Below are 26,575 nucleotides of genomic sequence, written 5' to 3'. Positions count from 1 at the left end.
GCGACGACGCCCTGCAGGGCGAATACGGTAATCTTCAGACGCCGGACATTGACCCCAGCCAAGCTCGCCGCCTCGGCATTACCACCGGTCGCCAGGGTGTTGCGCCCGAACGCCGTCATGTTGAGCACGATACCGAAGATCACGAAACACGCGATCATGGTCCACACCGGCAGCGTCAGCCCTAGAAACGAGGCACTGCCCAGATCGAAGAAGCTCGGCACCGTGACCATGACCGCATCACCGCCGGAAGTGATATAGGCCAAACCGCGCACGAACTCCATCGCGGCCAACGTGGCAATCAATGAATTGATGCCAAACTTGGATACCACGAAACCATTGAAAGCGCCCACCGCGCCGCCGGCGCCCACCCCGGCGAGCACGCCGATGAAGACGCTGCCCGAAGTCGAGGTCACCACGGCAGCCACCACACCGGAGAAAGCGACGGTCGAGGCTACCGACAGATCCACCTCGCCGAGTGCTAGCACCATCATCATGGTGGTCGCGATGGTCCCGATCAGGGTGACCGAGAGCAGCAAGCCGACGATATTGCGACCGGTCAAAAAGTCCGGCACGAAAATCGCCAAGGCGATAAAGAGGACGAAAAAGATCGCAATCAATCCGGAGGTATCAAGCAGCGTGCGCAATGCCTTGGGCCGCGGTTTTGGCGCCGTCGACGAAGTATCGGACGCGGCCAGTTTGTCTGTGCTCATGTGGTCAATCTCTTCATGTTGTTAGCGGGTGAGCAACGCGGTTGGGCAGCAACTCAAGCGGGAAGCGCCAGTCCCAGGAGACGCTCTTGAGTCGCCTGCTCGCGGGGTACGATATCGACCAGGGCTCCATCGCGCATGACGCCGATGCGGTCACAGATCGAACTGACCTCGGCGAGGTCGCTGGAAATCACGATCACGCCCTTGCCCTGTTCCGCCAAGTTATACAATAGGGTGTAAATATCACGTCGCGCCCCCACATCAATGCCCCGCGTGGGCTCGTCCATCACGAACAAGTCGATCTCCTCCGCCAGCCAGCGCCCAACAATCACCTTCTGCTGATTCCCTCCCGAGAGGGTGTTGATCGGTGTGCGATGGTTCGGCGTCTTGATACTCAAACGCTGGATATAGGTCTTGGCGTTATCGGCTTCGCGCCCAGCATGACGAAACATGCCCCAGCGCTTGAAGAAACGCCGACAGCTGATATTGAGATTGTCGGCGACACTCGCCACGGGAAATATTCCCTGGGATTTGCGGTCCTCGGGGCACATGGCAATGCCCGCACGAATCGCCTCGCCCGGCGAGGTAAAGACGCCGGTCTTGCCGCGAAACGTCACTTCTCCCTGGGTGGCTGTTTCCACGCCGCATACCAGGCGCATCAACTCGCTGCGTCCGGCGCCGACGAGTCCAAAGAGACCGAACACTTCGCCGCGTTTCACTTCCAGGCTGACCGGCTCGTTCACACCGCGCCCCTGGAAGTCATCGATACGCATCAACACATCGCCCATGGCGCGCTCTCTAAAGCCATATACGTCTTCGATCTGACGCCCCACCATCTCCCCGACCAAGGTGTCCTGATCGACGCCTTCCAGCGTCTCGTGCGTGCGAATATGGCGACCATCGCGGAACACCGTCAGCGCATCGCACATCTCGAAGACCTCTTCCATGCGGTGCGTGACGTACAGCACCACGCGCCCTTCCTCGCGCAAACGCGCGACGATGCGCTTGAGTTGCCGCGTCTCCTGCACAGAAAGGCTGCTGGTGGGCTCGTCGAAGGCAATGATCTTGGCGTTGCGCAAGAGCGCACGACCGATCTCGATCATTTGCTGCTGACCGATGGAAAGCTCCCGCACTTTGGTGGCCGGGTCGATTTCTCCCTCGCCGAGATCTTCGAGAATCTCCCGAGCACGCGCCTTCATGGTGCGGCGGTCGATGAAGCCGCGACGCTCCGGCAATTGTCCCAGCAACAGGTTCTCGGCCACCGACAAGTTGGGTGACAGAGTGAGTTCTTGATAAATGATCGCGATACCCTGAGCCAGCGCCTCCCGAGCGTTGGCAAAGACATACGATTGACCGTCGATCCATAGCTGACCCGAGGAGGGACGATTGACGCCGCTGAGCACCTTGAGCAAGGTCGACTTCCCGGCCCCGTTCTCGCCCATCAAGGCATGCACCTCGCCGGCTTTTGCAGCAAAACTCACACCATCGAGTGCCCTCACACCGGGAAACTCGACGGTAATATCGTCGAAACGAAGAAAAGCCTCGGACATACGGCACTCCTGAAGGAAAAAAGCATGCCCGCGCGCCGGGGCGCGGGCATCGGTCTTACAAGCCCAGCTCTTCCCGTACGTCTTGCCAGTTGTCCCGTGTCATCAGCTTACCGGTAGTTTCGGTATTGGCCGGCGGCTTCTCGCCCTCGGTAATCCACTGGTAGAGGTTGTCCGCCGACTGGCGCCCATGCATGGTCGAGCTCACGGCGACAGTACCGTGGAAGCCAGTAGGCGTCTCACGCGAAAATTCGGCGAACGCCGCGCCGGAGCCGTTGATGCCCACGCCAATGACCTGTTCCGGATCGAGTCCGTACTGTTCGCTCGCGCGCACGCCGCCCAGCACGCTCTCTTCGTTAAGCGCGTAGATCACCCAGTGCTCGAAATCACCACGCTTGGAGAACACCGGCGATGCTGCCGAAAAGGCGCTGCTGGTATCGGTATTCTGCTGCGGCGCATCGAAGATGTTGTCTTTCTTGAACCCGGACTCGAGCAGCGCGGCCGTGGCACCATCGGTGCGTTCTTTCGCGGTGGGCAATTCATAGTTGGTGATACGCAGCGCCGCGACCTCGTCCGGATCCCAGCCGCGGTTGTCCATCTCCTCGGCGATGGCGTTACCGACTTGCTCACCGATCTTGTAGCCGGACATCCCCAAGTGCGGCACGTTCTCCATCGGCTCGCCATCGCCGCCGATAAAGCGGTCGTCAACGGTCACCACTTTCATGCCATATTGCTTGGCACGGTTCATGATCGCTGGTCCCAGCCGCACATCCGGTGGACAGATCACGAAACCCTGGGCACCTTGCGAATTAAGATTGTCGATAGCGCTGAGCACTTCCTGGCCGTCCTCGCCCGACAAGCGCACCACTTCGAAGCCTTTTTTCTCGCCGAGCTTGGTCGCGGCCTCTTGCTCATTGATGAACCACGCCTGCTCGGGCTTCTTGACGATAAAGCCCATCTTGACGTCCGCATCACTCTGGGCTTGTACCGTCAACGGTCCAGCGCTTAGCGCCAGGCCCACGGCCATTCCCAGTAGCGTACGTATCATGGGTCGTAGCGTACGCGTCATCGGTGTTGTTAATGACATCCGGCGTCCTCCTGGATCCCTCGAAGGGGATTGTTGTTGTGTTGCTAAGAAGGTTACTTAACAGTCTGAACAATAGGCATCAGTGAAATAACCGGCTAATGCCACTTGACAGGAAGACCGATATCTATTTTGTTATTATTTTCTCCTGAGGCCAGACACCATGAGCTCCTTGCCCACTGACTGGTTCATGAAGGTGCGACTAAAGTTGCGCCATTTGCAGTTGTTCATCGCACTGGACGAGCTACGTAACCTGCACCGCGCCGCCGAGCGCCTGGGAATGAGTCAGCCGGCGGCGTCCAAGCTGCTGGGAGAGCTAGAGAGTCAGCTCGGCCTCGTGCTGTTCGACCGCCACCCGCGCGGCATCGCCCCCAACTGGTACGGCGAGACGGTGATTCGACACGCGCGCGGCATCCTGTCGTCGCTCCACCAGGCGGGCGACGAGTTGAACGCATTGCAGGCGGGCAGCGCGGGGAGTGTCTCGGTGGGCACGGTAATGGCGCCCGCCGTCACGCTGCTAACCAGCGCGGTGGAGCGCGTGCATCGCGACCGCCCCAACCTCAAGGTCAGCATCGACGTGGATGTCAGTCACGAGCTGGTTCCGCGCCTCATGGAGGGCGAGTTCGATTTCGCCATCGCGCGAATTCCCTCGACGCTTCCGGCGGGCGATTTCGTCTTTGAGGAGATCGGCGAGGAGGCACTGTGCTTCGTATGTCGCGCCGACCATCCACTGGCCCAGCGCGAGTCGCTGAACTTGGCGGCGATGGTCGACTATCCCTGGGTGTTACAGCCACCGGGTGCCTTGATGCGCCAGCGGGTCGATCATCTGTTCCTGCATCACGGCGTGGCGTTGCCGCGCCAGATCGTCGACACGCCGGACATCCTGGTGGCTCTGGCAATGGTCGATAAATCGGATACCGTGACGGTCACCACACGACAAGTCGCGGAGCTACTCTGCAATCAACCGCGCTTTCGCATCCTCCCGTTCCCGGAAGCCCTGAGCGTGCAGCCCTACGGCCTGGTCAGCCTGCGCGAACAACGTCTCTCACCCGGCGCGGCGGCGTTGATGTCGACCCTGCGCGAGATCATCCGGGGGCAATGAATCATGCCCTCAGCAACGCAAGATTACTCATGGAAGGCGTCGACGCTGACGCGCTGGCCGAGCAGGAAGGCATCAGCGACATGCCGTAGCGGCGCGACATCGACATCGCTCTCGCCATTGGCGATAAGCTCGGCAAAGCGTGCGTAGAGTCCGGGATACTCGGCATCGCCGCCTTCCATTACCACCTCATCACCGATGGCCAAACGACTGCCGCCCTGGGTCAGCGATAGCGGTCCGGCATCGGTCTCGATGTGAATGTCCCAGGTCTGCGGCCCCGTCTGGCGCCAATCGAACTCTGCCCGAATGTCGGCATCATGTACATCGCGGAATGCCAGCGTCGCCGCGATCGGTCCCTGCCGATTAGCCGGCACTTCCAGCTCGCCCCGGGTGAGAAAGAACGGTTCAGGCAGAACGGCGGTGATGATCGACAGTGCGTTGATGCCGGGATCGAACACGCCCAGGCCGCCGGCCTCCCAGATCCATTCCTGGCCGGGGTGCCAGCGGCGTACATCTTCCTTCCACTGCACATTGACCGAACTCACGCGACGCTCACTCAGCCACTCACAAGCCTGGGCGATCCCCGCCGCGTAACGCGAATGCCAGGTCGCGAACAGCGTCACGCCAGCGCGCTCGGCCTGGGCACGCAAGTCTTCCACCTCGCTGAGCGTCGCGCCGGGTGGTTTTTCCAGCATCACATGCTTGCCTGCGGCGATGGCCGCACGCGCCTGTCGATAACGCACTTGCGGCGGCGCACATAGCGAGATCGCCTGGATATCCGGGCGCTCATCGAGCAGGGTCTGGATATCACGAAAATGCGCGACATCCTCCAGCGACGCATTACGGCTAGCCACGGCATCGAGCGTGAACGCCGCATTGTCATGCAGGGCGGGCACATGCTGGTCGCGTGCGATCTTGCCGAATCCGACGATGGCCACGGAAGTGGAAATCATGAAAGCTCCTTATCTGATAAAGGCGACTGCAATGACAGCGGCCAGCACGATGCCAACGCTCACAAGCGTTCAAGGTAGGCGCTACCGCCCAGTTGACGCATTTGCTGCCGAATCCACTGGCTGCGTTGCTGAATGTACGTCGACGGCCGCGACGCACTCCACTCGCGCGGATTGGGCAGAATTGCCGCTAGACGACTGGCCTGCGCGGCACTGAGCTGATCGGCACTCACACCGAAGTAATGCTGCGCGGCAGCTTCCAGGCCGAACACGCCTCGGTCCCACTCAACGATATTGAGATACACCTCGAGGATCCGCTCCTTGGGCCACAGCAGCTCAATCAACACCGTGAACCAGGCTTCGAACCCCTTGCGAACCCAATTGCGGTCGGTCCACAGGAACAGGTTCTTGGCGGTCTGCTGGCTAATGGTGCTGGCGCCGCGTAAGCTATCACCGCTGAACCAGGCGTCGAGCGCCTTTTGCATCTGATCGAAATCGAATCCGTGATGCATGGGAAAACGCTGGTCTTCGGAGGCGATCACCGCCAGCTTGGCATCGTCGGAAAGCCTCGCCCACGGTCGCCACTGCTGGTGGATCACGATCGGTTCGCCACTCACCCACGACTCGATCTTGCGCTCCAGCATCACCGTTGAACCGAATACCGGCACCACGCGAAACACCAGCACCAGGAGCACCGATAGCCCCACGAAGCCGAATATCACGAACAGCAAAAAGCGCAGTCCCCTGCGCAACCAATCCCGCGTCATGCGTTAGCCTTATTTGATCGCATCATGACGCAGGAGTATATCAGGCCTTTTCGCTGGCATGCCGCCGCCGCATGTGCGGTGGCGGCATCGAACGTGCTCACGTCAGCACGGTAAACAGTACCCAGGCGAGGCCGAAGGCCATCAGCGAAATCGCAGTGGAGACCACGCTCCAGGTCTTGAGCATGGTTTTGGTTTCCATGCCCAGGAAGCGCCCAACCAACCAGAAGCCAGAGTCGTTGACGTGCGAATAGCCGATGGCGCCTGCCACCGTGGCTACTACCACACATGCCAGCGGCATACCGCTCAGCGAGGAATCGATCACCGCCGGTGCGATAATGCTCGCCGCCGTGGTCCCGGCAACCGTCGCCGACCCCTGCGCGATACGAATCACCGCCGCGATCACATACCCGGCCACGAGAATGGGCAGCCCCAGTGTCTGCAGACTATCGGCCAGCGCCTCGCCGATACCACTGGCCGTCAGCACACCACCGAACATGCCGCCCGCGCCGGTGATCAGGATGATGCTGCACACCGGAGCCAGCGCTTTCTCGATGGTCTCGTTGACGGCGCCCATGGCGCCCTTTTCATGGCCGCGCAGCAGCAACAGCCACATCGCCAGGCACAAGCTGATCAGCAACGCCACCGGCGTCTCGCCAATCAGCGTCAGCGCGCCAAGCACGGGATTGCCTTCCGGCAAGGTGCCCGCGCTGATCAACGTGGTGATGCCGGTATTCATGAAGATCAGCACCAGCGGCAACAACAACACCAGCAGAATCGTCGAGAACCGTGGTAGCGAGGTGCGATCGACTTCGTCGCTCTCGGCGCCGCCCATTAGATCCGGCACCGGGTGAAACGGCGTGCGCTTGGCCAGCCACAGCGATAGCTGATAACCCGCCAGATACCAGGTCGGCAGTCCCACGATCAACGCCACCAGCAACACCTTGCCGATATCGCCCTCGAGGAAAACCGCTGCCGCCACCGGGCCGGGATGCGGTGGCACCAACGCGTGCATCACCAGAAACGCCCCCGTCGCGGGCAGCGCATAGATCAGCAGCGACCCACGCAACTCGCGCGCGATGGTATAAATGATCGGCAGCATCACCACGAAGGCGGCGTCCAAAAAGATCGGGAAGCCGAACAATAAACTGGCGATGGACAGCCCTAGTGGCGCCTTATTCTTACCGCAGATGCGAATCAGCGTATCGGCCAATACCTTGGCGCCCCCCGAGATCGCCACGATGCGCCCAAGAATCGCACCGAAGCCGATCAACAACGCTACATTGCCCAAGGTCTTGCCGAAGCCGGAAAGCAGCGTCGGGAGAAGGTCGTCCAAGGTCACGCCGGTCGCCAGCGCCGTGGCGATACTCACGATCACCAGGGCAAGGAAAGGGTGCAGCTTTACCTTGATGATCAGAAATAACAGGACGGCGATCGCCCCCGCAGCCACGGCAAGCAGACCCGGCGTCGACAAAGAGAAAGCGAATGCGGTGTCCATACGGTCCTCGCATTGGTGGCTGAACGCCGCTCAGCGACGACGAGGCGCCAACCTAATGCGTAAACCGATAGCCATCTAATGCGTTTTGTGACTTAAAACGATAACTATTCGATTATCAGAATCGTATGCCTCCTAAAGACCGGGCATTGCACTTCCAGACCGCGACCAAAGGCGTAAGACCAAAGTCTTTATTTCAGTATGAACTCACCTCAGCGCAGCCGATGGCCGCCGCGAGACGTGTCTTGGTCGCGCCCCGACCCGTTGAAAGACGACCTGACAAGCCGTCATAATCACTTAGCTGACAAAATATCGTCACGTTATCGGTTTGCCTGCTTGCGGTTTTCATGACAGCACGCCTGGCATGCGTAACGTTCACGACTCACAAGGACAAGGCTTTGCATTCTCTCTCGTTGGCACCCTCGTCACGGTGTCGCCGTTCCCGCTGTGTCGGCGGTCGTGCATGACGCAGGTCGATCAACTTTTCGAACGTTATGGTCCCCGCTACCGCCTCTGGGTCACCCTGACCGTGATGCTGGGGCTCGTGGCATTAGGCATGTCGATCACCATCGTCAATGTAGCGGTGCCTTACATAAAAGGCGCGTTCGGCATGAGCGACTCCCAGGTACAGTGGCTGTCCACCGGCTTTCTGGCCTCGACGACCGTCTCCCTGCTCGTCGCACCGTGGCTGGTCTCTGCCGTCGGCCAGCGCGCCACCTTCATCGGCTTGCTTATCGTGTTCATCGCCGCCTCGATCCTCGGCGGCCTTGGGCAAGGCATGGGCATGCTCATCGCTGCGCGCGTCATTCAGGGTGGAATGACGGGGCTGATCCGCCCGGTGGCCATGCAGGCGCTGTTCGCGGCTTACCCACCCGAGGGGCGCGGCATGGCGACCGCCATGTACGGCATGTGCCTGGGCCTGCCGCTGACGCTGGCCACCGTAATAGGCGGCTGGCTGGTCGAGCATTTCACCTGGCGCTATGTGTTCTTCATCACCCTGCCGATCTGCGTGGCGGCAGCCATCATGGGCTATTTCTTCCTGCCTTCGCGGGAGCAGAAAGGGCCGCGCCCGCCCTTCGACTGGGCCGGCGTCGTGCTGCTATTCGTTGCGGTGTTCTCGCTACTCGCTGCACTTTCCAACGGACAGCGCTGGGGCTGGTACGACCCACGCGTACCGACGCTGATCCTCACCGCTCTCGTCTGTGGCACCGCCTTCGTGATCTGGCAGAATCGCTCCCGGCATCCGTTGATGGATCTGGCGATCTTCCGCAACCGCGTCTTCGTGGTCGGTACTCTGGCGATGTTCCTTTTCGGCGGTACCTTCTACGGCATCATGTACTTGCTGCCGCAATTCGTGCAGTCGGTGCTGCATTACAGCCCGATCACCGCCGGACAGATCTTTCTTCCTTCCACTGCCGTATTGGGCGTACTGGTGCCACTGGTGGGCTGGTTGAGCGACCGTCATCCGCCGCATCGCCTGACGATACCGGGGCTTGCCTGCACCATGTATGCGGTGTGGCTGATGGCGCAGATGGACTGGAACACCTCGTTCGCGTACCTGGCGACGTCGATGGGCATTCTTTCCATCGGCATGGCCTCGTTTCCCCCGCCGACGCTTTCCAACGCCATCGCCGGTCTGCCCCGGCATTTGACCGGCCACGGCTCCGGGGCGATCAACTTCGCGTTGCAACTCGGCGGCGCACTGGGCACAGCAGCGTTGGTCATCCTGCTCGACCGACAGACGGCCCAGCACGGACAGTCTCTCAATGCCGGCGTCAACGCCGACAATGCGCTCGCCAACCTACAGCTCGACAAGCTCGCCGAGCTGGCTGGCCATTTCGGCACCTCAGCCACTCAGCAAAGCGCCATGGCCGGATATCTGATGGAGCGTACCGAGACTATCTGGGCCTCGATCCTCGCCTACCAGGACGGCTTCTGGGTACTGACGGGAAGTCTGTTCATCGTCGCGATTCCCTCGCTTCTACTCAGCCGTTGGCGCGCCACGACACCTAAGTGACCACGACACCTAAGTGACCACAACGTCCAAGCGACGCATGTTTCGACCAAGGACACTGTCTCATGACCGACGACACAACACCTCAGGAAACCCACAAACGCCGCCTACTGCCGCGCGGAAAATGGCTGATTCTGGCAATTCTCGTCGTGCTCTGCCTGATCTGGATCGGCTTCGCTATCGCCCACCGCCTGTCACATGTCAGTGCCCAGGACGCCCGCGTGATGGCCGACCAGATCACCGTCAGTAGCCGCTTGGACGGTCGCATCACCGACTTCACGCTCACTGAGGGCGATACGCTCAAGCAAGGCGACGCCGTCGCCTCGCTCTACAGCAAACCCGACAAGCGCAAACTGGCATCGCTTGAAGCCAACGTCGCCGCCCAGCGCGCGCAACTCGCCTACGAGAAGGCACGCTTAGCGACGGCCAAGAAGCAGCTTGAAGGCGGCATGGAGCTAACCCATCAAGATCTCGAGGCCAGCCAAGCCGCCGAGAAAGCCGCCCAGGCACGGCTCACCGAGGCCCAGCGCGAGTTCAAGCGCTCCGATGCCCTGTACAAGAAGAAGTCGGTCTCCGAGCAACGCCGCGATCAGGATTACTACGCCTACCAGGCCGCCAAGGCCGAGCACGCTCAAGCGCAGCAAGAAGTGGAAGTCAGCCAGGCACTGGCCGATAACGCCCAGGTAGGCTTCATCAATGGCTCGCAGATGCCGCTTCCCAACCCCGAGGTGCTCCGCCAGCAAGTGAAGATCGCCGAGCGCGATCTCGATTCGGCCGAGGCCAAGCGCGACCAGGAAGAGCTGCGCCTCGACGACCTACACGTCACCAGCCCGGTCGACGGCGTAGTCAACAAGACACTGGCCGATCAGGGCGAGTACGTCAGCGCCGGACAGCCGATCCTGATGATGCACGATCCCGACAAGCTGTGGGTCAAAGCCAACGTCAAGGAAACCGATATCGGCGAACTGCGCAAGGGCCAATCGGTCGCGATCACTGTCGACGCTTACCCGGACGCCACCTTCAAAGGCCACGTCAGCGTCATCGGCCGTGCCGCCACCAGCCAGTTCGCGCTACTGCCGGACCCCAATCCCTCCGGCAACTTCACCAAGATCACCCAACGCCTGCCGGTGCGCATTCAATTCGACGATGGGCCGACCGAGCTGATCGGCCCCGGGATGATGGTCGAGGTGGATATCGACGTCAGCGACGCCGAACCGCGCGATCACGGCTGATCGCAACGGGTCGAGAGCAAGCGATTGCTCACTTCAAGCCTTCGGCCTGCATGGCGCGCTGAACCGAGTCCCGCTCGGCGATGCGCGCCACATAACGCTGTAGATGGGGCCACGCGTCCAGCGAGATATCCACCACCTGCGTCCAACTGAGCACCGTGAACAGGTAGGCATCCGCCACGCTGAAGCGCTCGCCCATCACGTAGTCAGACGACGCCAGACGCTCGTTCATCAGCGATAGCCGCGTCTCGAGATTTTTTTGCGCGATGCTGCGCCAGGTGTCGCCGCTGTTGGGCTTGAAGAAAGGACTGAAGTTCTTGTGCAACTCGGTGGAGATGAATACCAGTTGGCCCAATAGCTCAAAATACGCCTTGCTACCCGGGGAAGGCGCCATCTCGGCCTCCGGTGCGAGGTTAGCGACGTAGAGAAGAATCGCTGCCGCCTCGGTCATCACCTCGCCGTCGTCCAACACCAAAGCGGGCACATACCCATTGGGGCTGATCGCCAGATAATCCTCGCCGCTTTCCGTTTTCTTGGCGGCCAGATCCACTTTATCGATCTCGTAGGTCAGCTCCGCTTCTTCCAGCGCGATGTGCACGGCCATCGCACAGCTACCCGGCTTGAGATACAGCTTCATATCATGCGCTCCATGATCGTCATATGGTGTTACAAGAGTGTGCGTTCACTTCGCCCGAGGCGCATCAAGTGCCTGGCAATGACGCGCTACCGACAGCGCCACCACGGCGCTGGCATCGGCGGTGATCTCACTGCCCCAGAATGCCGCGTAGGCGGCCTCGAAGTCGAGACGCTGCAAGCGCGCGCCAATGCGTGCCACCTCGTCGACAGGCAACGGAATATTGTTAGGATACGACCACATGAAGGATGCCATGCGGTCCGGCGTGACCAGCAGCGTGTCTCCCGTCAACAATAGCCCACGTGCTTCCCAATGCAGCACGCTGGCGCCGGGGAAATGACCGCCCAGGCGGTGCGCCGTCACTCCGGGCAGTACCTCCAGCGTCTCACCCTGCCACGGGTGCAACGTCTCGTCCGAACACATGATCCATTCGCGATCCGCTGCGTGCACATATACCGGGCAATCGAACGCACGCCCCCAGCCCGCCATAGTGGCGTAATAATGCGGGTGCGAAATGACGATGGCGCGCAAGCCGCCCAGCGCCTCGATCAACGTGACCGTCGCCGCATCCAGCAGGCTAAGGCAATCCCACAGCACATTGCCGTGGGGCGTGCGCAGCAAGAACGCCCGCTGGCCGATGGCGAATTTCGGTACCGTGGCCAATGCCAACAGCCCCGGCGCCATCTCGCGAAAAGTATTAGTATGTCCCGCCGCCAGGGCCGTCGGCGTCGTCCACTGCTGGCCCGACGCCGGCACGTACTGGCGCTCGTCCTCACACACCGGACACCGCGCCGGCGGCGTTTCACTCGTGGGATACTGCACCCCGCATGTCGCACATAGAAATCCCGATGACATCTCCACGCTCCTCCCTCGCGTTAGCGATTAGTCACGTTCTCGCCGCTAGCAGCGCCTCCGCCATCTCCACGAAGCCATCGCCATGGCTAGCATTGCAAAGCCAGCGAGGAGGACGAGGCAATTGATCGAGGCGCGTGACTAAGTTGGCAACGCCCACGCTCAACGGGTGACGCTGGAAAAGAGACGCATCATTGGGCGCATCACCGATGAACAAAACGCGATCTCGGCGCTCTTCGGGGCGAAGACCAAGGTCATGCTCAAGCACCCAGTCCGCCATGGTGGCCTTGTCATGATCGCCGAACCAGGCATTGACGTGAATCGAACTGGCTCGGGCACTAGCGCCGGCGTCCTGAAAAGCCGCGATTAACCGCGCAATCGCGTCATCATCAAGGGGCGCTACATCTTGCCCATGGTCGACAGCAACATCGGCCAGGCGGTAACGCTGATCGGCGGCCAGGCGGGCTCCGGGTACGGCGCGCATCGCTTGCTCGGCAATCGCTAGAAGTTGGTGCTGCTCCTCATTCAGTGCTGCCAGCGATCGCACGCTGTGAATATCCAGTCCCCCCGCCTGCGTGCGCCGGAATCGGAAGGCACCGCTTTCGCCGATTACTGCCGCGACCGGCCAGGCGCGAACGACATGATCGCACCAGCCAGCGCAACCGCCGGTGACCGGAATCACTGTAATGCCGGCAGCATCGAGTCGCTCCAATGCGGCCAGCGTCGTACTCGCCAGACGACCATGGCGAGTCAAGGTATCATCGACATCGGTCAGCACCACCGACACACCGGCCAATGCCTCACGTGGCGCACATTGCAACGGTTGGGGAGCGGTCATGCAGTATCCTCGCAGGCAGTGTCCGGGGCACGCGCCGATAGCGCGTTGTCGAGAACCTCGAGAGTGGCGATATGAACGGCCACACCGGCACGTTTCAGACGCTGCGCCATGGCATCGGATGGCGCTCGGTCGGTGACGATGCCATCGAGTACGCTCAGCGGTGCCACCCGCTCGAGTACGGTCTGGGCGAATTTGGTGTGGTCGACGAGTAGGTAGGTCCTTTCGCTGCGCTCGATCAGCGTGCGCTTGACCCAAGCAGCGTCACGGTTAACGTCGAGAATGCCTTCCTGCGTCAAACCGCTGGCGCCGATAAAGGCGATGTTGGCGTGAAAACGGGTCAGATAGTCGGTCGTGTCCTGCCCGAAAATACCGCCTTCACGGGCATTGAAGTCGCCGGGGCACAAGATCAGTCGAGACGCCGAGGACGCCATCGCACGTGCTACCGGGTAGCTGTTGGTGATGACGGTCAGCGTTTGTCCGTTAGCCGCCAGTTGCCAGGCAAGCTGAGTAGTCGTGGAGCCGGCGTCGATCATCACGACCTGACCGGGCTCCACCAGCCGGGCAGCGGCATGGGCAATAGCCCGACGCTCGTCGACAGTCGCCCGCTCGCGTTCATCAATGGGCGGCTGGATTCCCATCGGGCGCGCCACGGCTCCGCCATGGGCACGGTCGAGTAGCTCCTGGTCGCTGAGTGCGTCCAGATCGCGGCGTATCGTCTCGGTGGTCACCCCAAAGCGCGAGGCAAGCGTCGCAATGCGCACATGGGGCGTATAGCGCAGAACCTCGAGAATCTGAGCATGACGTTCGTCCTTGCGCGGCTTGCGGCTCATGACGCTAAGACTCCTTAACACATTTAGCAAGGCTACCTGGGTCGCTGTTTCCCACACTTTAATCTGTGTTTCGCCACATTGTATTGCGACTATAGGCGAACAATGCTGCATTTTTGTTGTAAATACCAATTTAGCTAGTCTAGCCTCCAGATAATCCCAAACGAACAATCACAGTCAGGGATACAAGGAGTCCACGCCATGACCCACGATGCTTTTCAGGCGTTTGAACACGCGCCATCCATCACTTTCACCAATGCCCTTTCTGCCTTGTTCCGCGGCGTACTGCGCCCTCGCAATCTCTTGGCAACGGCACTGCTGGCGACCCTGCCACTCACGGCTCAAGCAGCGGAGGATTGCTCGCAGCGAGGTAAACTGGCCTCGATCTACTGCGATACCAACGGCGATCTGGTCGCCGATGCACCCAGCGACCCCAACCAATACATCGATCCCGAGACGCTGGTCTTCGCCTACACTCCGGTCGAGGATCCGGCCATCTATGCCGATATCTGGGACCCGTTCATCGAGCATCTCAGCGAGGTGACCGGCAAGGACGTGCGCTTCTATGCCGTGCAGTCCAATGCCGCCGAGATCGAAGCCATGCGCAGCGATCGCATTCACGTTGCAGGCTTCTCCACCGGCCCGACGCCCTTCGCGGTCAATCTCGCCGGCGCCGTGCCTTTCGCAATCATGGGCTCCGAGGATGGCGAATTCGGCTATACCTTGCAGCTATATACGCGCAAGGACAGCGGCATCGACACCATGGAAGACCTGGAAGGCAAGCGCATAGCCCATACCTCACCCACCTCCAACTCCGGCAACCTTGCCCCGCGCGCGCTATTCCCGAAAGAAGGCATCGTACCGGGCGAGGATTACGAGGTGGTTTACTCGGGCTCGCACGATCAATCGATGCTCGGCGTTGTCGCTGGTGACTACGATGCCGCGCCGGTGGCCTCCGAGGTCGTCGACCGCATGGCGGATCGCGATCTTTACGATCCAGAAAAGGTCAAGATCATCTATGAGTCCAAGCCATTCCCCACTACAGCCTACACATACGCCCACAACTTGAAGCCCGAGCTGATCGACAAGATCAAGGAAGCGTTCTTTACCTTCGACATGCGCGGTACCGAACTCGGCGAGGAATTCGAGGGTGTTACCAAGTTCGTTCCCGTGACTTACAAGAAGGATTGGGAAGTCATCCGTGACATTCAGGAAGCCAACGACGTGGAGTACACCCCCGACAACCTCGATGGTTGATCCGCGCGATACGTTCAGCAGGCTTTCGTGAATACCGTTCGGGTGCCGTCACAGGCATCCGAACGAGGAGGATAAATATGTTGCGAATTCGGCAACTCGTAAAGCGCTACGGCCACGACGAGCCTGTATTGAAGGGGTTGGATCTCGAAGTACCCGAGGAATCGGTAGTTTCGATCATCGGCGCTTCAGGGGCTGGTAAAAGTACTTTACTACGTTGCATCAATCGGTTGGTCGAGCCGACCTCGGGAAGTATCGAGCTCAACGATATAGAGCTGACCCAGCTACATGGCAATGAACTCCGCAAGGCGAGACGGCGCATCGGCATGATTTTTCAGGGCTTCAACCTGGTCGACCGACTGACCGTCATGGAAAACGTGCAGTGCGGGCGCCTGGGTTATATCCCCTACTGGCGCGCCGCGCTACGTAAATACCCAACCGAGGACATAGAGCGGGCCTACACGCTCATGGAACGCGTAGGGATAGCCCAATACGCCAATAAACGCGCCGATGAACTCTCCGGTGGCGAACGCCAACGCGTCGGCGTGGTGCGTGCCCTGATGCAGAACCCGGAAATTCTGCTCGCCGACGAGCCCACCGCCTCGCTCGATCCTGTCAGCTCACGTCAGATCATGGAATTGCTGCAGACGCTCGCACAGGAGCTACAACTGCCAGTACTGATCAACATTCACAATGTCGCCGAGGCTCGCGAATATACGCAGCGCATCGTGGGAATGCGTTTCGGGCGACTGATTTTCGACGGCAAGCCCGAGGATCTCGATCAATCCGCGATGGATACCGTTTACAGCGGCACACCGGCGGACGATCAGCAACAGGCCGAACAGGACACATCCCGGGCGGTGGTCTCATGAACGACGCCACTCCATCCCGCACTTGGCGTAAACCGCCCTTCATAGCCAACCCGTGGCTGCGCTGGGGGCTGATCGTCGTCGCGCTCGTCTACCTGAGTTGGGCAGCCTCCACCCTCCCATTCGACTGGGCGCGGGTCAGCCAAGGCATGGAGCGTGCAGCGCGTATATTCTCGGGTGCCTTTCCACCCAACTTTTCGCGTCACGACCTGTTGATCAAAGGCTTCCTGGAGAGTCTCCAGATCGCCATTCTCGCCACCTTGCTGGGGCTCGCGCTGAGCGTTCCGATCGCGTTCATGGCGGCACGCAACATCGCCATCAAACCGATCTACCTGATCGGACGTGCACTGATCATCATCACCCGCAGCTTCCATCCGGTGATCGTCGCCATTCTGTTCGTCAAGGCGGTGGGCTTCGGCCCGGTGGCAGGTATCCTGACGCTCACCATTTACTCGATCGGCTTCGTCGCCAAGATGCTTGCCGAGCGCATCGAGGAAATCGATTGGGGGCAAGTTGAGGCACTGCGCGCCAGTGGCACACGCTATCTCACGGTGCTGCAATTTGCCGTGCTGCCGCAAATCATGCCACGTCAGATAGGCCTGTCGATCTATCAGCTCGACAGCAATCTGCGTGCTTCAGCCGTCGTGGGTATCGTGGGCGCAGGAGGTATCGGCTCCACGTTGATGAACGCCTTCGGTCGCTACGATTATGACTTCGCACTGGCCATCACGTTGGTGATCATCGCCGTAATTCTAGTCAGCGAGGCCATAAGTGGACGTATCAGGAGGGCGATCTGGTGACACAACCATCCGTGGCCGAGCGCGCCTGGTCGCGCTATAGCCCCCAGCAACGCTGGAAACGTTTCGCCGGCCTTATCGTGGTGGCGCTGGCAGTCACCTGGTCGGTGGCGACCCTGGATGTCATCTGGGCTTGGGTCTGGGATGCGCCGCTGCAGATCGGTGACTTGTTTCGGCGCATGGTACCGCCGGAATTCAGCAACTGGCGGGCGATTTTCTGGGCACTGATCGAAACACTCAATATCGCCACCTTGGCGACCTTCGTGGCGGTGTTCGTGTCGCTGCCGATCGCCTACATCTCGGCACAGAACACGACTCCCAACCGGTTCACCTTGTGGCTGGGACGTTTCATCCTGGTCTCCAGCCGCTCAGTGAACACGCTCATCTGGGCATTATTGTTCGTTGCGATCTTCGGACCGGGCGTGCTGGCAGGGATCATTGCCATCATGTTCCGTTCGCTGGGCTTTCTCGGCAAGCTGATGGGTGAGGCCATCGAGGAGATCGATCGTCGCCCGGTGGAGGCTCTGGAAGCGACCGGCGCTTCGCGCGCCAAGGTCATCCTCTATGCCATCGTGCCGCAGGTGGTCCCGACCTTCTTCGCGGTCAGCATCCTGCGCTGGGACATCAACCTGCGTGAATCCACAGTGCTCGGCCTGGTGGGCGCCGGCGGCATCGGGGTGATTCTCCAGGGTGCCATCGACACGCTGGACTGGCCCACCGTCGCCACCGTATTGCTGGCTATCATCGTGCTCGTCATCGCCGGTGAGGCCGTCGCCGCCTGGCTACGCAAGAAGGTGATCTGAAGACATGGCGCTACGAGATCAAGTTGGTCGCGATATCCGTCACCCAGCCTGACACTACGAAAAACCGGGCGCTTGGCGGCGCCCGGTTGAGAGTGAGCATTAACTTTTTGACGGCTTAGCGCTTGAAGAAGTTGCTTTTGACGAGGTCGACGACGTCTTCCATGCGGCCGTTGAGGACGGCTTTAGTGGAGTAGAGCGCGGTGGAAGCGACTTCTCCGGCGGCTACCTTGGGCGGCATGACAAGCTCCATACGGTTGACCTTGACGTCGAGTAGCGCGGGACCGTCATGGTTGAGCCATTCAGTGATAGCGGGCTTGAGTTCGTGGGATTCCTCGACGCGTTTGCCCCAGATACCCATGGCCTGCGCAAGTTTATCGAAGTCGGGATTCTCGAGGTCAGTGTAGCTGTCGAGCAGGCCTTCGACCTTCTGTTCGAGTTCGACGAAGCCCAGCGAGCTGTTGTTATAAACGACGATTTTTAGCGGTACCTTCTCTTGCTTGAGGGTGAGAAGATCGCCCATCAGCATGGTCAGACCGCCATCGCCGCACATGGCGATGACCTGCCGCTCGGGAAACGCCTTCTGAATACCGATGGCCTGCGGGTAGGCATTGGCCATGGTGCCGTGAACGAGGCTGGAAAGCGTACGGCGCTGGCCGTTGGCGTGAATGTGACGCAACATCCAGACCATGGGGCTACCGCCATCCGCCGTGAAGATGGCATCATCGGCGCCCTGCTCGTCGAGCGCCAGGGTCAGCGCCTGGGGGTGGATCAGCGTGTCGTCCTTGGATTCGTGAGCATCATGCTGCAGAGCGTCCAAATACTGCTTGCGGCAGTTATCCACCCAGCGAGTATCGGTCTGCTCATCGACCATCTTCGCCAGCGCCAGACAGGTATCGCGCACGCTGCCGACCAGGCCGATATCCACCGGGTGACGCTTGCCGATCTGTTGCGGATCGATATCTACCTGAATGATGGTCGCCTTCTCGGGATAGAACTGGCCCCAGGCGAAGTTGCAGCCCAGCAGCAAAAGCGTGTCGCATTCGGACACGGCGTGATAGCCGCCGGCCAGGCCGAATACGCCGGTCATCCCTACCTGGAAGGGATTGTCGGGTTCGATGAAGTCCTTGGCGCGCGAGGTCCAAGCCACCGGGGCGTTGAGCTTGGCCGCCAGCGCCATGACTTCGCTACGTGCGTGCTCGCAGCCGAACCCGGCAAAAATGGATATCTTGCCCCCCTGGTTGAGCTGTTTAACGGCGGGGACGAATTCCTCGGCGTTGGGCCGTACGATGGGATCGAAGCGATGCGCGCGAAACGGCAAGTCCTGGCTCGGCTTCTGGGTGAATATGTCGCCATGTACGACCAGCACCGCCACGCCGTTGTTAGCCAAGGCCGCCTGTGCGGCCAAGGCGGTCATGCGCCGCGCTTGATCGGGATTGACGATCGACTCGCAGAATACGCTGTACTGCTCATAAATGGGCGCGGGATCGACATCCTGCGGAAAGCCGATGCCGGTGTCCTGGGTAGCGACCTGGGAGGCGATCAACACCACCGGTGAGCCGCTACGATGCGCCTCGAACAGCCCATTGACGAAATGCAGGCTGCCGGGACCGCAAGTGCCGGCGCAAAGTGCCAGCTCGCGCGTCATGTACGCTTCGCCGCCCGCCGCAAAGCCGCCGACTTCCTCGTGGCGCACATGAACCCATTCCAGGGCATCGCTGCGCCGAATGGCGTCGGTGAAATGATTGATGGTGTCGCCTACGACACCGTAACAACGCCTGGCGCCCGCATCCGCCAGTGTTTCGACAATGATATCGGCCACGTTACTGTGACTGCTCATGCGATTCCCTCCGCATTGGCGCCCTTGAGAGGCGCATAAACGTGATCGCCACATCGATGCATGGCGTCTTGCTCTTACTCTATGCCCGACGAAGGTCTATCTCCAAGCCCAATGTTGCTTGACGGCATAAGCGCATAGACGCGCCATGAGCGCACCAAGTTATGTCGTATACGACTGGAGTAGACGTTTGGCTACGCCCTTGGCAACGAGAGCCGCTTGAGGGTCCGCCATGACATGCGCCTGGACAATCGCGCCTTCCTTTAGAAAGACGAGTTCTTGAGATAATGCGTCGGCTCTCTCGGCATTCACCTGGTACGCATGACGCAATAGCATCTCATGCACAAGGCGCTTATGCGTTTGGCACTGCTGATGATGAACGTTCTGTGGGTCGGTGTATTCCGCGCAGGTATTGATAAAGAAGCATCCGTGAAACGGCATGATGGCCTCGTCACGCTCGTTGAACCAGTCATCCAGCGCATCGAATACCGCTAAAAGCGCGCCCCCTCCTGGCGGTACCTGCTCAATGCGTGCCTCAAGCCATATGCGGAATTGTTGATCTCGATACGCCAGCGTCGCCGCGATCAATGCTTCTTTGCTATCGAAGTGATGATACAGCGTTCTTTTTGCGACGCCCGCCGCGTCGATGACCTGATTGATGCCGACGGCATGTATGCCATAGCGATAAAAAAGCGAAAATGCTGTAGAGATCAGTTGGTCACGCTTTTCCAACCTGTTGTTTGCTTGAGACAAAGCTTTGCTCCCGGTGGATCAACATAGCTTGATATTTGTATACCGATCTGTCTACCATAAGCAAGTAGACAGATCGGTATACATTCAGCATCAGGAGCCGCCCCCATGAAATCTCTTCTCCCACCTATCTTTTCAGCCGCCGTTGCGGGATTCGGCGCCATGGCATGCATCACGCTACTTGCCTATCTTGAACACCTCGACACATCGATAGTGTGGTTAATGGCCCCGTTTGGGGCGACGATGGTGATTTTATTCGGCTTACCCTCAAGCCCTTTGGCCCAGCCCCGTAACATACTGTTTGGGCATCTCATCACTTCCGCGGTGGGTGTCGTTATTCTGCATGTCTTCGGCGTGTCGCCGCTGACACTGGGGCTCGCAGTAGGGCTGGGGGTCTTTTTCATGCTGATGACCAAAACCACTCACCCACCCGCTGGCGCCAATCCGCTCGTAATCATGTTAACCGGCCAGTCTTGGCAGTTTTTAGTTTTTCCCGTGGGAGTGGGAGCCTTGGCCATATTAGGATTCGGTTTGCTATACCATCGCTTGGTCAGCCGTCACGAATATCCGGCGGCCTCGCATCGCTGAGGCCCATAATCAACCACAAGGCTCCGAATCGGCCTCGGCTGCCATGCTTGGCGCGGTCGCTTAGCCATGCCTCAACTTTCCCGGCGTCTGTCCGGTCGAGCGTTTGAACGCGCGGCTAAAGGCAGCCTGCGAGCCATAGCCTAGGCGCCAAGCGACCTGATCGATCGATAATTGCTTCTCGGCGATCCACTGCGTAGCCAGACGCATGCGAAGCTGGGTGACGTAGCCGAGCGGTGACACGCCCAGCGAGCCACGGAAGCGTTCGGCGAATACCGAGCGCGAACTGCCCATCTCCGCCGCCATGGCGGCGACCGTCCAATCGCCGCCGGGCTCGCGGTGAACGGCGGCGATGACCTTGCCCAGGCGCGGGTCGCGCAACGCCTCGATCCAGCCACCGATGTCGGCGCAGCCACACTCGACCCAGCCACGCACGATGCTAGCGGCTACCACGTCGGCCAATCGCGAGAGAATGCCGGCGGCGCCAGCCCGCTCGAGACTCGCCTCGCGCGCCATCGCTTCCAGCATCGGCAGTATTTCGGGATAGCGCGAGAGTAACGTGTCGACGTGCATCACGGCGGGCATCAGCGTCAACAGCGGCTGCATGCCGCCTAGATCGAACTGCATGCAGCCGCTGAAAAGTCGCACCGGGGGCGTACCGTCGAGCGTGTCCGGGCATTCATTGACGCAACTGAAATCGTCACATAAAGGCAGCGCGTCGATCTGCTCGATATCGCGACTCTTCACTTCGGGCGAAGAAAGCAGACAGTGCTGGCCGCCCCGAGGTAAAAGTACGGCATCGCCGGTCTCCAGGCTCTGTTCCTCTACACCGATCCGCAGTATGACGGGGCCTTGGGCGACGAAGTGAAATTGCGCGCAGCTGGAGTGAGTATCGAAACGAATGCCGAAGGGCGGTGCGACCTGGAGACGACGATAGTTCAACCCCGACAGGCGCATACCGAGGAGCAGCTCGTTGATCCATTCGCTGGAGCTCACTCCAGCGCCGTCAGCGGCAAAAATTTCGGACTCTTGATCAATCATGTCGGTGCTTTAGTGATAGGAGATCCTAAGATAATACTTTAGTCTATGCACCATCCCAAGTATTGATCGGAACTATCGAAATGACGACGCAAGAACCTCAACGCTCGACGTACGCGTCGCCCACGCCATCGCGCTGGGTCGCCGTGCTTTCGCTGACGATGGGCGTCTTCAGCCTGGTGATGGCCGAATTCCTGCCGGCCAGTCTGCTGACCCCGATGGCGGATTCGCTCATGATCAGCGAAGGCCAAGCCGGGCAGGCCGTTACCGTCACGGCGGTGGTGGCGCTGCTATCCGGCTTGCTGGTGACGTCCGTGACGCAACGCCTCGACCGGCGCCACGTGCTACTAGGATTCTCCGTGCTGATGATCGCGGCCAACCTGGTGGTAGCCTTCGCCCCGCATCTGATCTGGTTGCTGATCGGCCGGATACTGCTCGGTGTGGCACTGGGCGGCTTCTGGGCACTGTCGACCGCCACGGTGATGCGGCTAGTGGCGGAACATGACGTTCCGCGCGCATTGTCGCTGCTGTTTACCGGCGTCCCCATCGCCACCATTAGCGCCGCTGCGCTGGGCAGCTATCTCGGCGACATGATTGGCTGGCGCAACGTTTTCCTTCTCGCGACCGCGCTCTCAGTACTCACGCTGATACTGCAGTACGCCACCCTGCCACGGATGACACCTGAGCGTCCGACACCCCTTGGTACGTTGGTGAGTGTAATAAAACGGCCGGGCATGGCAGTCGGCATCGTCGCCATTCTGCTGGTGTTCTGCGGCCATTTCGCCTTTTTCACCTATGTTCGTCCGTTTCTCGAAGCCGTGTCCGGGATGGGCATCAACGAGCTTTCTTCGACCCTGCTGGCGTTCGGTGTGGCGAACTTCGTCGGCACGTTGGTCGCGGGTTATCTACTTGAGCGCAGCCTGCGACTGACACTGCTGCTGATGCCGCTGATCATGGGCATGCTGGGCTGGCTGTTGGCCACGCTGGGCGGCATTTCAATGGGCACCGATGTCCTCATGGTGGCCCTATGGGGCTTCGCCTTCGGTGCCGTGCCAGTCGCCTGGTCGACCTGGATCACCCGCGTCGTACCGGATGAGGCAGAAAGCGGCGGCGGTTTGATTGTCGCTTCGATCCAGCTGGCGATCGCGCTGGGCGCCGCCGTCGGTGGGGTGATGTTCGATATCAGCGGCGTGCTGGGAGTGTGCGCGACGGCCGGCACGCTATTGCTGGCTGCCGCCGCTCTGGTGCTTGTCGGCGTGAGAACGCAGCCGACTGTCTCCACCGATGATGATGCCGTCGCGGTAGCCTGCCAATAAAGCAGACAAGCATCCGTCAATCGAGAAACAGCACGGTTGACGGCCCTCCCCGACCGCCCACAAAAAAGCCACGCCCGAAGGCGTGGCATTCCCTTGAAGCCCCTTTGAGCAGGGGGTTTGACGACGCGTTATCGTGGTTGTGGTGACGAGGGCCGGATAGCGGGATCAGGCGTCTTCCTCGTCGGCGCCGTCTTTATTACCAAGATAATCGGTCTTGCTAGAACGTTCGAGCCACAGCGGGTTCGTCCAGGCAGTATCGCCATCGGCATCGTCGACTTCGAGAGCGACCCAGCCGTTGGCGTCGCCGGGGATATCGAAGGTCAACGTCGCGTCAGTGCCGTCGAGGGATTGCGTGGCAAGCACTTCGCCTCCCTGGCCGATCAAGCGCGCTTCCTTGAGGCCGTTGACGGCGGTGGCGTTCAGGGTCCATTCGCCCTTGGCGTCTTCCACCAGACGTAGGCTGTCGCCGAACATGTGGTTCTCGGGAAACAGCAGCGGCCCCTGGGTCGCGTAGCCGTGGCCATCCTTGAGGGCACGAGCGAAGGTGCTCGGGCTCAACTCACCGGGCACGTGGCCCATCATGCGGATGCGACCGGTGAGGTCGTTCCAGGCATCGTGGGTATCCGTGCCCGCCGTGAAGTACATGCGCGTGCCTTGATCCCACAAGCGATGCGCGGCCTTCAAGGTCGGCGCGTTATCCACCTCGGCGTTGAGCTCGAGCAGGTCGAAGCCGGTGGTAAAGCCGCCGGGTACCTTGCCAGCGCCTAAGTTCTGCAGATAACCATAGGCGTTGTACGGATGATTCATGGGAATCACCTCGGCACCCAGGCGGCGCGCGTCTTTGAGGATGTCTTGCACGTCATCGGTACCGGGATCGACCTTGAGCTCACCGTTCATTTCGATGGGGAACGGGTTCATGTGGCCCCACGAGGGCGAAATCTCGATGGAGGGTATGAACGGCACGCCGCGCTCGGCGGAGAGCTTGCGGAAGGTAGCGTGATTGGCAGTGGAATCGTGATCGCTGATGAAGGTCAGATCGAGATCCGTGGCCAACTGTGCACGCACCACCATGTCCGGCGGTGTAGTGCCTTCCAGCACATTGGCGTGATGGTGCAGATCGGCGCCATACCAGTGTTCGTCGTTGGGTTCGACGAGACGCTCGATCTCAATGGTCCTGTCGATTTCTTCGCCGGTCTCAAGACTGACATCCAGCGTTTTCTCGCGGGCCGTAAAACCGGCGCCGGCGTTGACGCCCAAGCGGTAATCGCCGGGCGCCAGCTTGAGCTCGGCATGCCCGGCCGGGTCCAGTTCGGTGAAGAAGGTCTGCTTACCGAGGAATTCCACCGGCGGCTGCTGGCCTTCGAGAATCGTCAGGCGTGCGTCGCGCGGGGTGTCATTGTCAGCGCCGCGAATATCCAGCGACAAGGTGCCGGGACCGCGCATGTCGTCGAAGATCAGCTCGCGCTCGCTGCCGTCGGTGACATTCAGTTCGACCGGCTCGGAGTTGGCAAAGCCTTCCGCAGTGGCGTAAGCCTGGTACTTGCCCGCCGGCAGCGGCATCGAGAACTTGCCATCGTCGGCCAACGTCCAAGCGTAAGGCGCGCCTTCTTTCTCGACCATCACCAGACCATTGGCGGGCGCCTCGCCGTCGCCATCACTTAGCCGACCATGAATCTCGCCGCTATCGAGATTCTTGCGTTCGATCTCGTTGGCAACCACCGGCACCAGATCGCCTTCCGGCACCACCTGCAACCAGCCTTCGAAACGGCGCGACTCGCCGGCTTTCAGGCTGTGTTCCAGGTACATGTCCTGGCCTTCGTAGTTGATGCGATCAAAATATGGCGCATGCAGGGCGAAGGCCCAATCCTGGTCGTAAGCGACCATGCGGTCGGTGAGTGCGTCGCTGGCTTCGGTCTCCTTGGCGTCGCCCAGGCCGGGTACGCCGAACAGATAGCCAGTATCCGGCCACAGCGTGAAGCCGGAGCGAATGGCGTCCAACGGCTCGTCGCCCTGGTTGTCGAGCACCGTTTCCAGATGCACTCGGTCGCTGTCGGCATCCAGCGTGTAGGTGGTGGTGACCATCGCCTCGCCGAAGTTGCGGCTAACGCGGACCACCGCGCGCTCGGGCGACTTATCGACGACTTCGACGTTCTTGCCGTCGTTGGGCCAGGCAGACCAGTTGTTGGGAATGAAATCGGCGAAGGCAACGCGGTCGAGGTCGATCTCGCCGCCTTTTACCGCCGCCAAGTCGACCAATGTGCCACGCGGCACGCCCCAGGGCGGCCGTGACTCGACGGCCAGCGCGAAGGCCAGCTTGTCGTTGGCGACGGTAATGTCCTCGACGTGAGAGGCCTCGCCATCGGGAATGTCGGTTGCGCCGCGCGTCACGCTGACATCGGCCTGCGTCAGTGAGGCAGCGCCCAAGGTCAGTGCCGCCAGCGGCAAGAGGTTCCATCTTGAACGTGTCATGAGCCCCTCTAATATTGAATTATTATCCAAGATTGTCTTTTCCATTATTCATAATTTTGATTTCTCGTTCAAATTACGCTCATCTGTGAAAGAGCGCTTGCCCTGGAGCCCACTTTAGGGTTGTAAAATCAGGGCATATTGATCGACAAACGATACGAGGTCTCTAATGGCATGCTGCTGCGGTCCTTCTTCCCCTCCACCACAATCGACATCGCGTTACCGGCGCGTACTGTGGATAGCACTGCTGGTCAACGCGGTGATGTTCGGCTTCGAGATGCTGGCGGGGATGAAGGCGGATTCGACTTCGCTGATGGCCGATTCGCTCGACTTTCTCGGCGACGCGGCGAATTACGCCATCAGCCTCGGCGTACTGGGCATGGGCCTGATCTGGCGTGCTCGCGCGTCACTCATCAAGGCCGCGACGCTGGCAGGCTTCGGCGTCGTTGTACTGGGAGTGACGCTGCATAATCTAATAGCGGGCAGTTATCCGGACGCGCCGACCATGGGCGCAGTGGGGCTTTTGGCACTGATCGCCAATCTCGCGGTGCTTTTGCTGTTGATGCGCTATCGCGAGGGCGACAGCAACATGCGCAGCGTGTGGATCTGCACGCGCAACGATGTCATCGGCAACGGTGCCGTGCTGCTCGCCGCGCTGGGTGTATTCGGCAGCGGCACCGCCCTGCCCGACTTGATCGTCGGTGGGGTATTCGCGTTTCTCTCGCTGTCCGGCGGCTGGAAGATCGCCCGCCAGGCGCGTGGCGAGCTGCGTCAAGCGCACGCGAAAGAAAGACCCGGCATGCCGTCCACCGAACCTCGTTGA

General features: G+C 60.5%; 24 protein-coding genes. 10 read left to right on the top strand and 14 right to left on the bottom strand.

Going from position 1 to position 26,575, the window contains the following annotated elements; translation table 11 throughout:
- The 3 genes from araH to OP495_RS10355 all read right to left on the bottom strand — a co-directional run.
- A partial coding sequence (gene araH / locus OP495_RS10365) for an L-arabinose ABC transporter permease AraH (RefSeq protein WP_280569006.1) occupies positions 1 to 710 on the bottom strand: 710 nt, incomplete at its 3' end.
- Between the two features lie 53 nt (positions 711 to 763).
- Positions 764 to 2,257: an L-arabinose ABC transporter ATP-binding protein AraG gene (gene araG / locus OP495_RS10360; protein WP_280569003.1), complete on the bottom strand. Its 1,494-nt coding sequence runs from the start codon at positions 2,255 to 2,257 to the stop codon at positions 764 to 766.
- 55 nt (positions 2,258 to 2,312) lie between these two features.
- Complete coding sequence (locus OP495_RS10355; RefSeq protein ID WP_280569001.1) at positions 2,313 to 3,341, bottom strand: arabinose ABC transporter substrate-binding protein; 1,029 nt, start codon at positions 3,339 to 3,341, stop codon at positions 2,313 to 2,315.
- Positions 3,342 to 3,501: 160 nt separating this feature from the next.
- On the opposite strand from OP495_RS10355, the gene OP495_RS10350 reads away from it, so the two are divergent.
- Positions 3,502 to 4,440, top strand: coding sequence for a LysR substrate-binding domain-containing protein (locus OP495_RS10350; RefSeq protein ID WP_280568998.1), 939 nt, complete (start codon positions 3,502 to 3,504; stop codon positions 4,438 to 4,440).
- A gap of 23 nt (positions 4,441 to 4,463) precedes the next feature.
- Here the strand turns inward: OP495_RS10350 and OP495_RS10345 are convergent, their stop codons facing one another.
- The 3 genes from OP495_RS10345 to OP495_RS10335 form a co-directional block, all read right to left on the bottom strand.
- On the bottom strand, positions 4,464 to 5,390 hold the full coding sequence (locus tag OP495_RS10345; protein WP_280568995.1) for a Gfo/Idh/MocA family oxidoreductase: 927 nt from the start codon (positions 5,388 to 5,390) through the stop codon (positions 4,464 to 4,466).
- Positions 5,391 to 5,449: 59 nt separating this feature from the next.
- Positions 5,450 to 6,154 (bottom strand): monofunctional biosynthetic peptidoglycan transglycosylase, encoded by a 705-nt coding sequence (gene mtgA / locus OP495_RS10340; protein ID WP_280568992.1) that lies wholly within the window; start codon positions 6,152 to 6,154, stop codon positions 5,450 to 5,452.
- 97 nt (positions 6,155 to 6,251) lie between these two features.
- The gene (locus OP495_RS10335; protein WP_280561804.1) at positions 6,252 to 7,649 is read right to left on the bottom strand and encodes a GntP family permease; all 1,398 of its coding nucleotides are present in this window, start codon (positions 7,647 to 7,649) and stop codon (positions 6,252 to 6,254) included.
- Positions 7,650 to 8,109: 460 nt separating this feature from the next.
- On the opposite strand from OP495_RS10335, the gene OP495_RS10330 reads away from it, so the two are divergent.
- Entirely contained in the window at positions 8,110 to 9,663 is a 1,554-nt protein-coding gene (locus OP495_RS10330) for a DHA2 family efflux MFS transporter permease subunit (RefSeq protein ID WP_280561805.1), read from the top strand.
- 62 nt (positions 9,664 to 9,725) lie between these two features.
- Positions 9,726 to 10,892, top strand: coding sequence for an HlyD family secretion protein (locus OP495_RS10325; protein WP_280561806.1), 1,167 nt, complete (start codon positions 9,726 to 9,728; stop codon positions 10,890 to 10,892).
- 28 nt (positions 10,893 to 10,920) lie between these two features.
- On the opposite strand, the gene gstA is transcribed toward OP495_RS10325, so the two are convergent.
- From gstA to OP495_RS10305, 4 genes are read right to left on the bottom strand one after another with little or no spacing between them, the layout of a single operon-like run.
- Positions 10,921 to 11,526: a glutathione transferase GstA gene (gene gstA, locus OP495_RS10320; protein ID WP_280561807.1), complete on the bottom strand. Its 606-nt coding sequence runs from the start codon at positions 11,524 to 11,526 to the stop codon at positions 10,921 to 10,923.
- Between the two features lie 45 nt (positions 11,527 to 11,571).
- The gene (locus tag OP495_RS10315) at positions 11,572 to 12,378 is read right to left on the bottom strand and encodes an MBL fold metallo-hydrolase (RefSeq protein WP_280568989.1); all 807 of its coding nucleotides are present in this window, start codon (positions 12,376 to 12,378) and stop codon (positions 11,572 to 11,574) included.
- 31 nt (positions 12,379 to 12,409) lie between these two features.
- Positions 12,410 to 13,213 carry an HAD-IIB family hydrolase gene (locus OP495_RS10310; protein ID WP_280568986.1) on the bottom strand — a complete coding sequence of 268 codons (804 nt, stop codon included), beginning with the start codon at positions 13,211 to 13,213 and terminating at the stop codon, positions 12,410 to 12,412.
- A complete protein-coding gene (locus OP495_RS10305; RefSeq protein ID WP_280568983.1) occupies positions 13,210 to 14,043 on the bottom strand; it encodes a DeoR/GlpR family DNA-binding transcription regulator in 834 nt (277 codons plus the stop codon). Before OP495_RS10305 ends, OP495_RS10310 begins: the two co-directional genes overlap by 4 nt.
- 198 nt (positions 14,044 to 14,241) lie before the next feature.
- On the opposite strand from OP495_RS10305, the gene phnD reads away from it, so the two are divergent.
- The 4 genes from phnD (at position 14,242) to phnE (OP495_RS10285) (ending at position 17,763) form a co-directional block, all read left to right on the top strand.
- The gene (gene phnD / locus OP495_RS10300; protein ID WP_280568980.1) at positions 14,242 to 15,297 is read left to right on the top strand and encodes a phosphate/phosphite/phosphonate ABC transporter substrate-binding protein; all 1,056 of its coding nucleotides are present in this window, start codon (positions 14,242 to 14,244) and stop codon (positions 15,295 to 15,297) included.
- 77 nt (positions 15,298 to 15,374) lie between these two features.
- Positions 15,375 to 16,166 carry a phosphonate ABC transporter ATP-binding protein gene (phnC, locus tag OP495_RS10295; RefSeq protein WP_280561815.1) on the top strand — a complete coding sequence of 264 codons (792 nt, stop codon included), beginning with the start codon at positions 15,375 to 15,377 and terminating at the stop codon, positions 16,164 to 16,166.
- Positions 16,163 to 16,963, top strand: coding sequence for a phosphonate ABC transporter, permease protein PhnE (gene phnE / locus OP495_RS10290; protein ID WP_280568977.1), 801 nt, complete (start codon positions 16,163 to 16,165; stop codon positions 16,961 to 16,963). Before phnC ends, phnE (OP495_RS10290) begins: the two co-directional genes overlap by 4 nt.
- Positions 16,960 to 17,763 (top strand): phosphonate ABC transporter, permease protein PhnE, encoded by an 804-nt coding sequence (gene phnE, locus OP495_RS10285; RefSeq protein ID WP_280568974.1) that lies wholly within the window; start codon positions 16,960 to 16,962, stop codon positions 17,761 to 17,763. Before phnE (OP495_RS10290) ends, phnE (OP495_RS10285) begins: the two co-directional genes overlap by 4 nt.
- Before the next feature lie 115 nt (positions 17,764 to 17,878).
- On the opposite strand, the gene OP495_RS10280 is transcribed toward phnE (OP495_RS10285), so the two are convergent.
- Both OP495_RS10280 and OP495_RS10275 read right to left on the bottom strand, forming a co-directional pair.
- Positions 17,879 to 19,600: a thiamine pyrophosphate-dependent enzyme gene (locus tag OP495_RS10280; protein WP_280568971.1), complete on the bottom strand. Its 1,722-nt coding sequence runs from the start codon at positions 19,598 to 19,600 to the stop codon at positions 17,879 to 17,881.
- 159 nt (positions 19,601 to 19,759) lie between these two features.
- Positions 19,760 to 20,350 (bottom strand): TetR/AcrR family transcriptional regulator, encoded by a 591-nt coding sequence (locus OP495_RS10275; RefSeq protein WP_280568968.1) that lies wholly within the window; start codon positions 20,348 to 20,350, stop codon positions 19,760 to 19,762.
- Between the two features lie 105 nt (positions 20,351 to 20,455).
- Here OP495_RS10275 and OP495_RS10270 point away from each other — a divergent pair, with 105 nt between their 5' ends.
- Positions 20,456 to 20,935: an HPP family protein gene (locus tag OP495_RS10270; protein WP_280568965.1), complete on the top strand. Its 480-nt coding sequence runs from the start codon at positions 20,456 to 20,458 to the stop codon at positions 20,933 to 20,935.
- 60 nt (positions 20,936 to 20,995) lie between these two features.
- Here OP495_RS10270 and OP495_RS10265 read toward each other — a convergent pair whose 3' ends face one another.
- Positions 20,996 to 21,973, bottom strand: a complete 978-nt coding sequence (locus OP495_RS10265) for an AraC family transcriptional regulator (protein ID WP_280568963.1) — start codon at positions 21,971 to 21,973, stop codon at positions 20,996 to 20,998.
- A gap of 80 nt (positions 21,974 to 22,053) precedes the next feature.
- On the opposite strand from OP495_RS10265, the gene OP495_RS10260 reads away from it, so the two are divergent.
- Positions 22,054 to 23,286 (top strand): MFS transporter, encoded by a 1,233-nt coding sequence (locus OP495_RS10260; protein ID WP_348521307.1) that lies wholly within the window; start codon positions 22,054 to 22,056, stop codon positions 23,284 to 23,286.
- A 165-nt stretch (positions 23,287 to 23,451) separates the two neighbouring features.
- On the opposite strand, the gene OP495_RS10255 is transcribed toward OP495_RS10260, so the two are convergent.
- Positions 23,452 to 25,755 carry a CehA/McbA family metallohydrolase gene (locus OP495_RS10255; RefSeq protein WP_280568960.1) on the bottom strand — a complete coding sequence of 768 codons (2,304 nt, stop codon included), beginning with the start codon at positions 25,753 to 25,755 and terminating at the stop codon, positions 23,452 to 23,454.
- 166 nt (positions 25,756 to 25,921) lie between these two features.
- On the opposite strand from OP495_RS10255, the gene OP495_RS10250 reads away from it, so the two are divergent.
- The gene (locus OP495_RS10250) at positions 25,922 to 26,575 is read left to right on the top strand and encodes a cation transporter (protein ID WP_280561823.1); all 654 of its coding nucleotides are present in this window, start codon (positions 25,922 to 25,924) and stop codon (positions 26,573 to 26,575) included.

The organism is Chromohalobacter sp. 296-RDG, assembly GCF_029889885.1.
Lineage (GTDB): Bacteria > Pseudomonadota > Gammaproteobacteria > Pseudomonadales > Halomonadaceae > Chromohalobacter.
The sequence above is the reverse complement of the archived record's forward strand: the minus strand, read 5'-3'. Positions and strand labels throughout refer to the sequence as shown.

Excerpts from the sequence above, each read along its gene's own strand:
- araG (WP_280569003.1), bottom strand. The coding sequence starts at position 2,257 with ATGTCCGAGGCTTTTCTTCGTTTCGACGATATTACCGTCGAGTTTCCC.
- OP495_RS10355 (WP_280569001.1), bottom strand. The coding sequence starts at position 3,341 with ATGTCATTAACAACACCGATGACGCGTACGCTACGACCCATGATACGT.
- OP495_RS10350 (WP_280568998.1), top strand. The coding sequence starts at position 3,502 with ATGAGCTCCTTGCCCACTGACTGGTTCATGAAGGTGCGACTAAAGTTG.
- OP495_RS10345 (WP_280568995.1), bottom strand. The coding sequence starts at position 5,390 with ATGATTTCCACTTCCGTGGCCATCGTCGGATTCGGCAAGATCGCACGC.
- mtgA (WP_280568992.1), bottom strand. The coding sequence starts at position 6,154 with ATGACGCGGGATTGGTTGCGCAGGGGACTGCGCTTTTTGCTGTTCGTG.
- OP495_RS10335 (WP_280561804.1), bottom strand. The coding sequence starts at position 7,649 with ATGGACACCGCATTCGCTTTCTCTTTGTCGACGCCGGGTCTGCTTGCC.
- OP495_RS10330 (WP_280561805.1), top strand. The coding sequence starts at position 8,110 with ATGACGCAGGTCGATCAACTTTTCGAACGTTATGGTCCCCGCTACCGC.
- OP495_RS10325 (WP_280561806.1), top strand. The coding sequence starts at position 9,726 with ATGACCGACGACACAACACCTCAGGAAACCCACAAACGCCGCCTACTG.
- gstA (WP_280561807.1), bottom strand. The coding sequence starts at position 11,526 with ATGAAGCTGTATCTCAAGCCGGGTAGCTGTGCGATGGCCGTGCACATC.
- OP495_RS10315 (WP_280568989.1), bottom strand. The coding sequence starts at position 12,378 with ATGTCATCGGGATTTCTATGTGCGACATGCGGGGTGCAGTATCCCACG.
- OP495_RS10310 (WP_280568986.1), bottom strand. The coding sequence starts at position 13,213 with ATGACCGCTCCCCAACCGTTGCAATGTGCGCCACGTGAGGCATTGGCC.
- OP495_RS10305 (WP_280568983.1), bottom strand. The coding sequence starts at position 14,043 with ATGAGCCGCAAGCCGCGCAAGGACGAACGTCATGCTCAGATTCTCGAG.
- phnD (WP_280568980.1), top strand. The coding sequence starts at position 14,242 with ATGACCCACGATGCTTTTCAGGCGTTTGAACACGCGCCATCCATCACT.
- phnC (WP_280561815.1), top strand. The coding sequence starts at position 15,375 with ATGTTGCGAATTCGGCAACTCGTAAAGCGCTACGGCCACGACGAGCCT.
- phnE (WP_280568977.1), top strand. The coding sequence starts at position 16,163 with ATGAACGACGCCACTCCATCCCGCACTTGGCGTAAACCGCCCTTCATA.
- OP495_RS10280 (WP_280568971.1), bottom strand. The coding sequence starts at position 19,600 with ATGAGCAGTCACAGTAACGTGGCCGATATCATTGTCGAAACACTGGCG.
- OP495_RS10270 (WP_280568965.1), top strand. The coding sequence starts at position 20,456 with ATGAAATCTCTTCTCCCACCTATCTTTTCAGCCGCCGTTGCGGGATTC.
- OP495_RS10265 (WP_280568963.1), bottom strand. The coding sequence starts at position 21,973 with ATGATTGATCAAGAGTCCGAAATTTTTGCCGCTGACGGCGCTGGAGTG.
- OP495_RS10260 (WP_348521307.1), top strand. The coding sequence starts at position 22,054 with ATGACGACGCAAGAACCTCAACGCTCGACGTACGCGTCGCCCACGCCA.
- OP495_RS10255 (WP_280568960.1), bottom strand. The coding sequence starts at position 25,755 with ATGACACGTTCAAGATGGAACCTCTTGCCGCTGGCGGCACTGACCTTG.
- OP495_RS10250 (WP_280561823.1), top strand. The coding sequence starts at position 25,922 with ATGGCATGCTGCTGCGGTCCTTCTTCCCCTCCACCACAATCGACATCG.